The sequence below is a fragment of the Micromonospora sp. CPCC 205554 genome (genome assembly GCF_036902745.1).
GTDB lineage: Bacteria > Actinomycetota > Actinomycetes > Mycobacteriales > Micromonosporaceae > Micromonospora > Micromonospora tulbaghiae.
Genome location: NZ_JBAKHP010000015.1, coordinates 1 through 11,903, shown reverse-complemented (window position 1 = coordinate 11,903; position 11,903 = coordinate 1). Strand labels below are relative to the sequence as shown.

Genomic DNA, 11,903 nt, shown 5'->3' with positions numbered 1-11,903 from the left:
TCAGGGGGCGGTGAGCAGGGTGATCAGGGTGTCGCGGGCGGTTCGGACCGCGGTCCGGGACTCCTCGGTGTGGTCCAGCGCGTCGAATCCGTGCTGCCCGTTCGGCACGTCCACCACGCACAGCGGGATGCCCCGCCGCCGCGCGACCACCGTGAACGCCTCGATGGTGGGGGCGACCTCGGGCCGTTCCCGCCCCGCCCGGGTCAGCACGAGCGTCGGCCCCGCCGCGTCCTCCACGCGCACGGCGTCGACGTTCGCGCCGCCGGGGGAGGTCGTGCCCGACGGAGCGGCGGCGCCCTGATCCGCCGGCAGGTCGAGGGCGTCCATCGGGCGGAAGCGCGGATCCACCGGGGGCCAGCCGGGCAGCGGCGCCAGCAGCGGATAGGTCGCGGCCAGGCCGCGCAGCCAAGCGGGCGGTTCGCGGAGCCAGTCGCCGAGCAGCAGGCCGGCACCGGAGAAGAACCACAGGCCGAGCCGGTCGGCGTCGACTCTCGGGTCGGCGCGGAGCAGTTCGGCGGCGGCGGTCACCCGGGCGGCGACCGTGTACAGGTCGTCCGGGCTCGCCACGGTGAGCCGGGGGATCGCGGCCAGCACACCCGCCTCGGCGAGCAGCGCGCCGTAGCCCCGGTAGAGCGGCCAGTCCCGCGCGTCGGGAGCTTCGGGCGGCCCCGGCACGCCGTGCACGACGACGACCGCCGGGTGCCGGCCGTCGCCGGTGGGCACGTGCAGGTCGACGTCGCCGTGCCGCTCCACGGCTGCCGGCGGGGGATCGAGGACGAACGGGCTCTCCCAGAAAACGGTTCCCATCGTTGCGATGGTAGGAGAATCCGCCGCCCCCGACTGTCCGGTCAGGACGAGGAGGCCTTCGCGTGCCGCTCGCGCAGCCGGTCCCGGATCTCCTCCGGGGTGTACGCCCGGCGCCGCCGCTCGGCCCGCGCCACCACCACTCCGGTCGCCGCGACGCCGGCGAGACCCGCGAGACCGAGTACCTTCCACCACCGCATCCGTTGCCGCATCCGCATAGGGTAGTCCTCCATGAGCATCAGCCTGGACGAGGCAGTGGAGCTGACCCGCACCGGCGACCTGTGGGTGTTCCGCGGACGCAGCGTGCCCGACCGGGCCATCCAGCTCACCACGAACAGCCCGGTGAACCACGTCGGCATGGCCGTGGTGCTCGACGACATGCCGCCGCTGATGTGGCATGCCGAGCTGGGGCGTTCGCTGCCGGACATGTGGACCGGCACCCACCAGCGCGGCGTGCAGTTGCACGACCTGCGGGACGCGGTCTGCGTCTGGGCCAACCGGTACGGCCAGCGGGGCTGGCTGCGCCAGCTCGAACCGCCGGCGGACACCGCGATGGAGGAGGCGGTGCTGCGTACCGTGGCTCGCCTGGACGGCACGCCGTTCCCGTCCACCGCGCAGCTCGCCTGGCGGTGGGCCCGGGGCCGGCTGCCGCACGCGCGCCGCCTGAGCCTCGGTGGCCTCCTGGGCAGGACCGGCGACAGGAACCAGATCGGCATCCTGAGCAGGATCATCGACAGGGGCGAGACCGGCAGCCGGGGCAGGGCCGGCGAGACCGGCGACACCAGCGGGATCGGCGACTCCAGCAGGGAGAACGCCGCGGCGCTGGAGACGGCGTACTGCGCCGAGGTGGTCGCGGTGACCTACGAGGCGATGGGTCTGCTACCCGAGGGGCGACGGCCCAACTGGTACGACCCGGGCCGGTTCTGGAGCGGCGACGACCTGGCGCTGCGCGGCGGCGCGCACCTCGGCGCCGAGATCGAGGTGCGGATCCCGCCGCGCTGAGGAAGGTTTGCCGCCGGGGCGGGCCGGTAATGAGGAGCGTCGTGACGGCTTCCACCGACCTCGACACGCTCACCGACTTCTTCGACCGGTACGGCGTGGCGCTGACCACCGCCGACGTGCCGGCCATCGCCGGCTGCTACGCCCTGCCCGGGCTGGTGGTCGCCGACACCTACAGCTTCTCGTTCACCTCGCCCGCTGCGGTGGCGCTCAGTTTCGTCGGCGCCGCGCCCGACTACCAGGAGCGGGAACTCGTCGCCGCGAACGCGCAGATCGAGGACGTGCAGCAGATCTCCGCGCTGCTCACCGAGGTGGCGGTGCGCTGGGAGTTCCTGGACAGCCAGGGCGGCGCGGTCCCCGGCGAGCGCTACCGCTACCTGCTGCGCACCACCGAGGACGGCCCGGTCATCTGCACAGTCATCCGTACCGCCTGATCGTGGTGGTGCGGCGGCCGGCCGCGTGGCCGGCCGCCGCGCCGACGGGCGTCAGCGGTGGTGGGCGCCGGCCCAGCGGTCGGCCTCGGGCGCCGGGTGCAGGCCGGGCTCGTGCAGGCCCTCCTCGGTGACCTGGCCGATCCGGCGGTACGTGTCCGGCCGGCTGGTGCGCAGGATCGCGCCCCAGATCAGGCCGACCACGCCCGCCGCCACCGGGATCGCCGGCAGCAGCCACTTCAGGTAGCTCGCGGTGTCGGGGGCGAGCAGCGCGTCGAAGTTGAACAGCAGCACCAGCAGCACGGCGGTGAGCAGGACCGTGCCGAGCGCCGGGGCGATCGCCCGCTGCCACGCGCTCTCCGGGCCGGGGCGGCCCCGGAAGAAGCCCACCACGGAGGCCGAGGTGAGCGTCATCAGCAGCACGACGCCGACCGCCGCGGCGCCGGACAGCCAGGTGAACAGGTCGATGACCGGGTCACGGCCGGTCATCGCGAACGCCAGGAACACCACCACGGCGAGGACGCTCTGCACCAGCGAGCCCGCCACGGGCGCGCCGCTGCGACTGGAGGTGGCGCCGAGGAAGCCCGGCAGCACCCGCTCCCGGCCCAGGGCGAACAGGTAACGCGCCACGCCGTTGTGGAACGACAGCAGGGCGGCCAGCACGCTGGTGATGAACAGGACGTTGGCGATGTCCGCGACGACCGCGCCGGTGTACTGGCCGAGCGCGCCGAAGATGATGCCCGGTCCCGCCTCGGCACTGGCCGCCGGGGCGTTCTCCGGACCGGTGAGCACGGTCAGCGCCCAGGCCGAGAAGGCGTAGAACAGGCCGGTGAACGCGACCGCGATGTACGTGGCCCGGGCCACGGTGCGCCGCGGGTCCTTGACCTCCTCGCTGTAGATGGCTCCGCTCTCGAAGCCGGTGAAGGAGGCGATGGTGAACGCGAGCACCGCGCCGAAGCCGGCGCCGAACAGGTGGCCGGGGCTGATGCCGGCGGTGGTGACGGTGCCGCCGTCGGGGTTGGCGAAGGCGACCAGGTCGAAGATCAGCACGGCCACGCACTCGAGGATGAGCAGCACCGCGAGGACCGTGGCGTTGAGGTCGATGCGCAGGACGCCGAGCGCGCCGATGAACACCCAGGCCAGCAGCGCCCAGACCCACCAGTCGAGACTGATGCCGGTCTTGGCGTCCATGAACTCGTGAAGGATCTGACCGAGCAGGCCGTACAGACCGATCTGGATCGCGTTGTACGCCGCGAGCGCGACAGCCGAGCCGGCCACCCCGCCGGCCCGGCCGAGGCCGTTGGCGATGTACGCGTAGAACGCGCCGGCGTTGGCGACGTACCGGCTCATCGCGGCGTAGCCGGTGGCGAAGACGGCGAGCACGGCGGCGAGGAGCACGTATCCGAGCGCGGCGCCGATGTTGCCGCTGACCGCGTACATGGTGGTGACACCACCGCCGAGAACGGTCAGCGGGGCGGATGCGGCGACGGTGAAGAAGACGAGGTGGGCGGTGCCGAGACGACCGCGGCGCAGCCCACCGTCGGAGAAGAACGGATCGGAGGACAAGGCTTCTCCAGGGGAGGGGGGTGAGGGGATTGATGTGTCTACTTCGGAACAACCTGAAGCAGGGTATTGGTGATCACGTATCGTGACAACCCCGCTTCGATATCGATTGGGGTGCGCCTGAACGGCCGGAATTGAGCTGTGCGTGGTCATGCCGTACCGTCCCGTGTCGACGATCACGGCCACCGTTCGAGGATGGACCATGACCTACCCCGGGGCGCAGGCCACTTACCGGCTTGCGGATGCGCTGTTCCTTATCGGACACGACGAGTTCACCGGCAAGCCACACGTCGCGGTCGACCGGCTGGAGTGCGGGCTGGCCGGCGCCGCGCTCGCCGAGCTGATGTTCGAGGGCCGGATCGCCCTCGACGGAGGGGGTATCGCCGCCGTCGATCCGCGGCTGTGGCAGGAGCCGCTCACCGACCTGCTGATCACCGAGATCCTGCGCCGCGAGGGGGCGCATCCGGCCCGGTTGTGGATCCGCTACCTGCGGACCCAGCTCAACATCAACGAGCGGGTGGGCACCCGGCTGGTCACCGCCGGCGTGCTCCGCCGCGAGCAGGGCAAACTGATCGGCCGGACGGTGCGCTGGCCGGCCATCGACCCGAACCAGGCGGCCTCACCGCGGGTGCGGCTGACCGCGATGCTGATGCACTCGTCCCCGGCCGAACTGGACCCGGGCACGCTGCTGCTGGCGACGCTCGCCGAGGCGGTGGGCCTGGCCGCGCACATCTTCGACCCGCAGGTGGCCACGCGGATGCGCGACTGCCGCCGGTTCCTGCCGGCTCAGCTCGAGGGGCTGCTCGCCGCCGTCGTGGGCGCGCTCGACGTCACCACCACGACGGTACGGCGATGACGTCCCGCCCCGGGCCGAGCCGGGGCGGGACGGTGCCGGTCAGGCCGGGTCGCGCCACATCGGGTAGAGGCTGGGGCCCTCCGGCAGGTCCAGCGTGACCGGACGGCGCCGGAATCCGAGCCGCTCGTAGAGCGCGGCGTTGCGCGGCGAACTGGCCTCCAGGTACGCCGCGGTGCCGGCCTGATCCAGCTCGGCCAGCTTGTTACGCAGCAGCGCCGAGCCGACGCCCTTGCCGTGATGGTCCGGGTGCACCGCGATGAAGGGCAGGTACCAGTGCGGCTCACCCGGGTGCCGGGCGCTCATCATCTCGTCCAGCACACCGAACCGCTTCATGGCCTCCGCGCCGATCGCGGCTTCCATCTCGTCGAACTCGTCGCCCTCCTCGGCGTCGTGACCCTCACCGGTGGGCAGCCAGAGCGTGGCGCCCAGCCCGTCACCGGCGACGTGTACCTCACCGGTGCGCAGCGCCAGCGCGACGAACGGTCCGAAGAAGGCGGGATGGACCCGGGCGCGGTGGTCGTCGGCCGGGAAGACCCAGCCGCTCACCGGATCCCGCATGAACGCCTCGGCGAGGATCGCGGTCACGACGGCGGCGTCCGCAGTGGACGCGCGCCGGATGTTGCCCTGCCACTCAGTCACTGGCCAACCGTCCTACCGGCTCGACGAGCCATTGTGGTCATTGATCGGCGTGCAAGGTATCAGGTGTCCGCGCCGTGCGGCAGGCCCCGATTCCGGGCGCTCGCCGCGACCCGGTCCGGGTGGCTACGCTGGCCCGGACCCCGACAGGAGGACCATGTCCCGCTCGCGTCGTCCCGGCCCGCAGCCCGGGGCCGCCATGACCTCGTCCCCCTGGATTCTCGTCGCCGCGGGCGTGGTCGTGATGGTGGTCCTGCTGGTGGTGGCGCTCGGTTCGGTGCGGGGCCGGCGTACGTTCCCGGCGGCCGGTCCGGCGGATCCGGTGATGTCGCTGCCGCATGTTCCGCCGACGCCCGCCGCGGTCACCCCCACCGGCCCGTCGCCGGTCTCCGCCACCGCTGCGGTGGTGCCGGGCCTGTCGCCCCGGTCCACGGTGCTGCCCGCCCGGGCGACTCCGGCCGCGCCGACTCCCAGCCCCCGGGGCGTGGCCCGGCCGGTGCTGCCTCCGACACCTCCTGCCACGCCGCCGTCGGCGGTGACCGGCCGGTACAGCGTGCCGAGCGTCTTCGACGGCGGCTTCATCGGTGAGGTGCTGCTGGTCAACACCGCGCGTACGGCGCGGGGCTGGACGGTGCGCGCGGTGTTCCCGGGTGGCCGGCTGGTCACCGCCTGGGTCGAGGGCGCCGAGCAGGGCGTGTTCCGCTTCGACGACGGCGTGTTCACCTACCGCAGCGGGTTCGACCTGGCTCCCGGGCAGTCAGTGCCGGTGCGGTTCCACATCGAGCGGGCCGGCACCCGGCCGGTGAGCTGCACCGTCGACGGCACGCCCTGCGTCGAACGCTAGACCGCGCGGCCCGGTACGGGCCGGCGTCGGATGCCTCCTCTTGCAAGGTGACTGCTTTGTTGCGGCAGTGTTTGCAAGGTATTGCAGAATGTTTCGGCAAGGGCTAGCGTGCGGGCGAATCAGCGACCAGAGAAAGGCCGTCGATGAAACCGCCGCCGATATCCCCCAAGGCGCTGCTCGCCCTGGTCACCTCCCTCGTACTCACTCTCGTCGGCGTGCCGGTGGCCCTCCACCAGCTCGGCGCCGACGCCACCCGCCCGGCCGCCACCCCCGACGTCCTGGCCGCCGGCAACGCTCCGCAGTGGAACCGCGAGCCGTCCGCCGACGCGCTGCTCAAGGCCGGCACCGGCACCGCGAAGGCGGAGCAGTTCTACTTCGTCCTGCCGGACCGGTTCGCCAACGGCGACAAGCGCAACGACACCGGCGGCCTCACCGGCGGCCGGCTCACCACCGGTCTCGACCCGGCCGACAAGGGCTTCTACCACGGCGGCGACCTCAAGGGCCTGATCGACCGGATGGACTACATCCAGGGGCTCGGCACCACCGCCATCTGGCTCGCGCCGATCTTCAAGAACCGGCCGGTGCAGGGCACCGGCGCGGACGTCTCGGCCGGCTACCACGGCTACTGGATCACCGACTTCACCCAGGTCGATCCGCACTTCGGCACCAACGCCGAGCTGAAGAAGCTGGTCGACCTGGCCCACCGGCGGGGCATCAAGGTCTACCTCGACATCATCGTCAACCACACCGCCGACGTGATCCGGTACGCCGAGGACAAGTACGGCTACGTGGACAAGAAGACCGCCCCCTACCGCGACGCGCAGGGACGCCCCTTCGAGGACCGCAACTACGCCGACGGCACCCGCAGGTTCCCGGCGGTGAACGAGAAGTCGTTCCCGTACACCCCGGTCTTCGCCACTCCGGCCGACGCGAAGGTCAAGGTACCGGCGTGGCTGAACGACCCGACCATGTACCACAACCGCGGTGACTCCACCTTCGCCGGGGAGAACAGCGAGTACGGCGACTTCTTCGGCCTCGACGACCTGTGGACCGAGCGTCCCGAGGTGGTCCGCGGCATGACCGACATCTACGCCCAGTGGATCGGCAAGGCCGGCGTGGACGGGTTCCGCCTCGACACGGTCAAGCACGCCAACCTCGACTTCTGGCCGCAGTTCGCCCGCGGCGTCGACGCCGCCGCGGCCAAGGCCGGCAAGAAGGACTTCTTCATGTTCGGCGAGGTCTACAGCGCCGAGCAGGAGATCCAGTCCACCTACGTGCGGCAGGGCGGGCTGCCCGCCACGCTCGACTTCTCGTTCCAGGAGGCGGCACGCGGGTACGCCGCCGCCGACGGCTCGGCCAAGGCGCTCGCCGACGTCTACGCCAAGGACGACCTGTACTCCGCGCGGGACACCAACGCCAACCGGCTCACCACGTTCCTGGGCAACCACGACATGGGCCGGATCGGCTCGTTCGTCGCCGCCGCCGGCGGTGACGACGCCACCCAGCTGAACCGCAGCCGGCTGGCCCACCAGCTCATGTTCCTCACCCGCGGCCAGCCGGTCGTCTACTCCGGCGACGAGCAGGGCTTCACCGGCCCGGGCGGCGACAAGGACGCCCGGCAGGACATGTTCGCCTCGCGGACCGCCGACTACCTCGACGACGACCTGATCGGCACCACCCGCACCCACGCCGCCGACCAGTACGACACCCGCCACCCGCTCTACCGGACCATCGCCGAGCTGGGCGAGCTGCGGGCGGCGCACCCGGCGCTGCGCGACGGCGTGCAGGTGACCCGGTACGCGGCCGACGGGCCGGGCGTCTTCGCGTTCTCCCGCGTCCTGCCGTCCGACCGGATCGAGTACGTGGCGGCGGTGAACAACGCCGCGACCCCGCAGACTGTCACGGTGGACACCTGGTCGGCCGGCGCCCGCTTCACCGGCGTGTACGGCAGCGCCACCGGCGCGACGGCCGGCGCGGACGGCAAGCTGAGCGTCACCGTGCCGGCGATGTCGGCGCTGGTGCTGAAGGCCGACCGGGCGATCCCACAGGCCGGGGCGCCGAAGATCACGATCACCGAGCCGGGCGACGCCCCGGTGCCCGGCAAGGCCGCCGTCACCGCCCAGGTGACCGGCGACCCGCTCGCCACCGTCACGTTCGCCGCCCGGGTCGCGGGCGGCAGGTGGACGCTGCTGGGCAGCGCGCAGCGCGCGCCGTACACCGTGCACCACGACCTGACCGGCCTGCCCGGCGGCACCCGCGTGGAGTACAAGGCGGTGGTCCGCGACGGCAAGGGCCGCACCGCGACCGCCCGCGCCACCGGCACCGTCGGCACCCCCGCGCAGGGCGCGTCGCGGGACTGGGCGATCGTGCACTACCAGCGCCCGGCCGGCGGGTACGACGACTGGCGGCTCTACGCCTGGGGCGACATCGACCCGGCGTACGTGACCGAGTGGCCCGCCGGGCAGCCGTTCGCCGGTGAGGACTCGTACGGCCGGTTCGCCTGGGTCAAGCTCAAGCCCGGCGCGAAGACCGTCGGGTTCCTCGTGATCGACGGCGACGGCAACAAGGACGTCGCGAACGACCGCACCATCGACGTGACTGCGACCGGCGAGGTCTGGGTCAAGCAGGGCGACCCGGCGGTCTACCCGACGCGGCAGGCCGCCACCGGCGAGCCCGACCCACCGGTGGACCAGAACACCGCGCTGATCCACTGGCGCAAGGCCGACGGGAACTACGACGGCTGGGGCCTGCACCTGTGGGACGGCGCGGCCACCCCGACCGACTGGGCCGCCCCGCTCAAGCCGGAGAAGATCGACGCGTACGGCGCGGTGTTCCGGGTGCCCCTCGCCGCCGGGGCGACCGGGCTGAGCTACATCATCCACCGGGGCGACGAGAAGGATCAGCCCGAGGACCAGCGGCTCGACTTCTCCACCGCCGGACGCGAGGTGTGGCTGCTCGCCGGCGTCAAGGGGCGGCTGCTGCCCACCACCACGTCCGGCGCCGCCAAGGATCTCGACCTGACCAAGCAGAAGGCGCAGTGGATCGACAGGTCCACAGTCGCCTGGGCCACCGGGCCGACCGACGGCAGGCGGTACGCGCTCGCCGTCGCCCCGGCCGGTGGGATCGGCCTCGCCGACGGCGAGCTGACCGGCACGTACACCACCATCGGGCTGCGGGCGCAGCGCAACGGGCTGACCGAGGCGCAACGGCAGGCGTACCCCCATCTCTGGGCCTCGCGCGCCTTCACGCTCGACCGCGCCGACCTGGCCCGGGTGCCGGCGGCGCTGCGCGGCCAGATCGTGGTGACCGAGCGGGACGCCGACGGCGCGCTGCTCGCCGCCACCGGCGTGCAGATCCCCGGCGTGCTCGACGACGTCTACGCGGCGGCGACCGGCGCGAAGCTCGGCCCGACGTTCGCCGGCCGGGTGCCCACCCTGGCCGTGTGGGCGCCGACCGCGCGGACCGTCTCGCTGGAACTGTACGACTCGCCCACGGCCCAGCCGACCAGCGTGGCGATGCGCCGCGACGACCGCACCGGCGTCTGGTCGGTACGCGGCACGAAGGCGTGGAACGGTCGCTACTACCGCTACCGGGTGCAGGCGTGGCAGCCGGCCACGCAGAAGATGGTCACCGCGTCGGTGACCGACCCGTACTCGGTGGCGCTCGCGCCGAACTCCACGCACAGCCAGATCGTCGACCTGACCGACCCGGCGCTCGCGCCCGCCGGGTGGGCGAACCTGCGCAAGCCGGCCGCCCCGCCGGCGTCGAAGGTTCAGATCTCCGAGCTGTCGGTGCGGGACTTCTCCATCGCCGACACCACGGTCCCGGCCGAACGGCGGGGCACCTACCTGGCGTTCACCGATCCGGACACGGCCGGCATGAAGCACCTGCGGGCGCTCGGCGACGCCGGGGTCAACCACCTGCACCTGCTGCCGGCCTTCGACTTCGCCACCATCCCGGAGAAGCGGGCCGACCAGGCCCGGCCGGCCTGCGACCTGGCCGCGCTGCCGCCGGACTCCGACGAGCAGCAGAAATGCGTCGCGGCGGTCGCCGGCACCGACGGCTACAACTGGGGGTACGACCCGCTGCACTACACGGTGCCCGAGGGCGGCTACGCCGTCGACCCGAACGGCGCGAAGCGCACCACCGAGTTCCGCCAGATGGTCGCCGGGGTGAACAAGGCCGGCCTGCGGGTGGTCATGGACGTGGTCTACAACCACACCTCGGCCGCCGGCGCCGACCCGAAGTCGGTGCTCGACCAGGTGGTGCCCGGCTACTACCACCGGCTCCTGGAGGACGGGACCGTCGCCAACTCCACCTGCTGCGCCAACACCGCCCCGGAGCACGCCATGATGGGCAAGCTCGTGGTGGACTCGCTGGTCACCTGGGCCAAGGCGTACAAGGTGGACGGTTTCCGGTTCGACCTGATGGGCCACCACCCGAAGGCGAACATCCTGGCCGTACGGGCCGCGCTGGACAAGCTCACGCTCGCCCGCGACGGCGTGGACGGCCGGAAGATCCTGCTGTACGGCGAGGGCTGGAACTTCGGCGAGGTCGCCGACGACGCCCGGTTCACGCAGGCCACGCAGGCCAACATGGCCGGCACCGGCGTCGGCACGTTCAACGACCGGCTCCGCGACGCGGTGCGCGGCGGCGGCCCGTTCGACGCCAACCCGCGGGTGCAGGGCTTCGCCTCCGGCCTCTACACCGACCCGAACGGCGACGAGGTGAACGGGTCGGCGGCCGAGCAGCGGGCCCGGCTGCTGCACCAGCACGACCTGATCAAGGTGGGTCTGACCGGGAACCTGCGCGGCTACCGGTTCACCGACTCCACCGGCGAGCGGGTCACCGGCGCGCAGGTCGACTACAACGGCGCCCCGGCCGGATACACGGCCGCGCCGGGCGAGGCGGTCACCTACGTCGACGCGCACGACAACGAGATCCTGTACGACGCGCTGGCTTACAAGCTGCCGCAGGGGACCTCGGCGCAGGACCGGGCCCGGATGCAGGTGCTCGCGCTGGCGACCACCGCGCTCGGGCAGGGCGCCGGGTTCGTCACCACCGGCTCGGAGCGGCTGCGCTCGAAGTCGCTGGACCGCAACTCGTACAACTCCGGTGACTGGTTCAACCAGATCCGGTGGGACTGCGCCCAGGGCAACGGGTTCGGCGCGGGCCTGCCGCCGGAGGCCGACAACAAGGACAAGTGGTCGTACGCGAAGCCGCTGCTGGCCGATCCGTCGCTGGTGCCGGACTGCGCGGCGATCGAGCTGGCCGACGCCCGGTACGCGGAGCTGCTGCGCGTCCGCCGGTCCTCGCCGGTGTTCGGGCTCGACACCGCCGAGCAGGTGCAGAAGCGGGTGGCGTTCCCGCTGTCCGGGACGAAGGAGACTCCGGGCGTGCTCACCATGACCCTCGACGCGCGAGGGCTGGACAGGAAGTGGAAGTCGGTGACTGTGGTCTTCAATGCCACGCCGCAGACGGCGGAGCAGACCGTCACCGGGCTGCGCGGCGCGAACGTGGCGCTGCATCCGGTGCTGCGGAACTCGGCCGACCCGGCGCTGCGTACCGCGTCGTTCGACCGGGCCGCCGGCACGTTCACCGTGCCCGCGCGCAGCGTGGCGGTGTTCGTCCAGAGCTGACCGGCACGGCCGACCGGCCCCCTGCCACGTCATGTGGCAGGGGGCCGGTCGCGTACCCCGGGCCGTCAGGTCAGTTGAAGCAGTCCTCGACGGTGTTGGCGCAGTTGGTGGGGTCGTTGTTGCTGATGAGG

The 11,903-nt window shown here is 72.4% G+C and carries 9 protein-coding genes; 5 read left to right on the top strand and 4 right to left on the bottom strand.

Translation table 11 applies throughout. From position 1 onward, the window contains the following. On the bottom strand, positions 1–807 hold the full coding sequence (locus V6U82_RS19280) for a hypothetical protein (RefSeq protein WP_334463099.1): 807 nt from the start codon (positions 805–807) through the stop codon (positions 1–3). A 41-nt stretch (positions 808–848) separates the two neighbouring features. Next, a complete protein-coding gene (locus V6U82_RS19275; protein WP_141708223.1) occupies positions 849–1,037 on the bottom strand; it encodes a hypothetical protein in 189 nt (62 codons plus the stop codon). Between V6U82_RS19275 and V6U82_RS19270 the strand changes: the two genes are divergently transcribed. After that, the gene (locus tag V6U82_RS19270; RefSeq protein WP_334463097.1) at positions 1,036–1,806 is read left to right on the top strand and encodes a hypothetical protein; all 771 of its coding nucleotides are present in this window, start codon (positions 1,036–1,038) and stop codon (positions 1,804–1,806) included. The genes V6U82_RS19275 and V6U82_RS19270 overlap by 2 nt on opposite strands. A gap of 41 nt (positions 1,807–1,847) precedes the next feature. Next, positions 1,848–2,237, top strand: a complete 390-nt coding sequence (locus V6U82_RS19265) for a hypothetical protein (protein ID WP_030274248.1) — start codon at positions 1,848–1,850, stop codon at positions 2,235–2,237. Between the two features lie 51 nt (positions 2,238–2,288). On the opposite strand, the gene V6U82_RS19260 is transcribed toward V6U82_RS19265, so the two are convergent. Next, the gene (locus V6U82_RS19260; protein ID WP_334463089.1) at positions 2,289–3,800 is read right to left on the bottom strand and encodes an APC family permease; all 1,512 of its coding nucleotides are present in this window, start codon (positions 3,798–3,800) and stop codon (positions 2,289–2,291) included. A gap of 199 nt (positions 3,801–3,999) precedes the next feature. Here V6U82_RS19260 and V6U82_RS19255 point away from each other — a divergent pair, with 199 nt between their 5' ends. Next, positions 4,000–4,653 (top strand): GOLPH3/VPS74 family protein, encoded by a 654-nt coding sequence (locus tag V6U82_RS19255; protein ID WP_128137146.1) that lies wholly within the window; start codon positions 4,000–4,002, stop codon positions 4,651–4,653. Between the two features lie 39 nt (positions 4,654–4,692). Here the strand turns inward: V6U82_RS19255 and V6U82_RS19250 are convergent, their stop codons facing one another. Next, positions 4,693–5,292 (bottom strand): GNAT family N-acetyltransferase, encoded by a 600-nt coding sequence (locus V6U82_RS19250; protein ID WP_334463087.1) that lies wholly within the window; start codon positions 5,290–5,292, stop codon positions 4,693–4,695. 154 nt (positions 5,293–5,446) lie between these two features. On the opposite strand from V6U82_RS19250, the gene V6U82_RS19245 reads away from it, so the two are divergent. Together V6U82_RS19245 and pulA are read left to right on the top strand one after the other, a co-directional pair. Further along, complete coding sequence (locus V6U82_RS19245) at positions 5,447–6,133, top strand: cellulose binding domain-containing protein (RefSeq protein ID WP_334463085.1); 687 nt, start codon at positions 5,447–5,449, stop codon at positions 6,131–6,133. 143 nt (positions 6,134–6,276) lie between these two features. Next, on the top strand, positions 6,277–11,772 hold the full coding sequence (pulA, locus tag V6U82_RS19240) for a pullulanase-type alpha-1,6-glucosidase (protein ID WP_334463083.1): 5,496 nt from the start codon (positions 6,277–6,279) through the stop codon (positions 11,770–11,772). Positions 11,773–11,903 lie beyond the last annotated feature (131 nt).

What these genes read in the sequence shown, in the direction of transcription:
- V6U82_RS19280 (WP_334463099.1), bottom strand. Translation starts at nt 807, where the DNA reads ATGGGAACCGTTTTCTGGGAGAGCCCGTTCGTCCTCGATCCCCCGCCG.
- V6U82_RS19270 (WP_334463097.1), top strand. Translation starts at nt 1,036, where the DNA reads ATGAGCATCAGCCTGGACGAGGCAGTGGAGCTGACCCGCACCGGCGAC.
- V6U82_RS19275 (WP_141708223.1), bottom strand. Translation starts at nt 1,037, where the DNA reads ATGGAGGACTACCCTATGCGGATGCGGCAACGGATGCGGTGGTGGAAG.
- V6U82_RS19255 (WP_128137146.1), top strand. Translation starts at nt 4,000, where the DNA reads ATGACCTACCCCGGGGCGCAGGCCACTTACCGGCTTGCGGATGCGCTG.
- V6U82_RS19245 (WP_334463085.1), top strand. Translation starts at nt 5,447, where the DNA reads ATGTCCCGCTCGCGTCGTCCCGGCCCGCAGCCCGGGGCCGCCATGACC.
- pulA (WP_334463083.1), top strand. Translation starts at nt 6,277, where the DNA reads ATGAAACCGCCGCCGATATCCCCCAAGGCGCTGCTCGCCCTGGTCACC.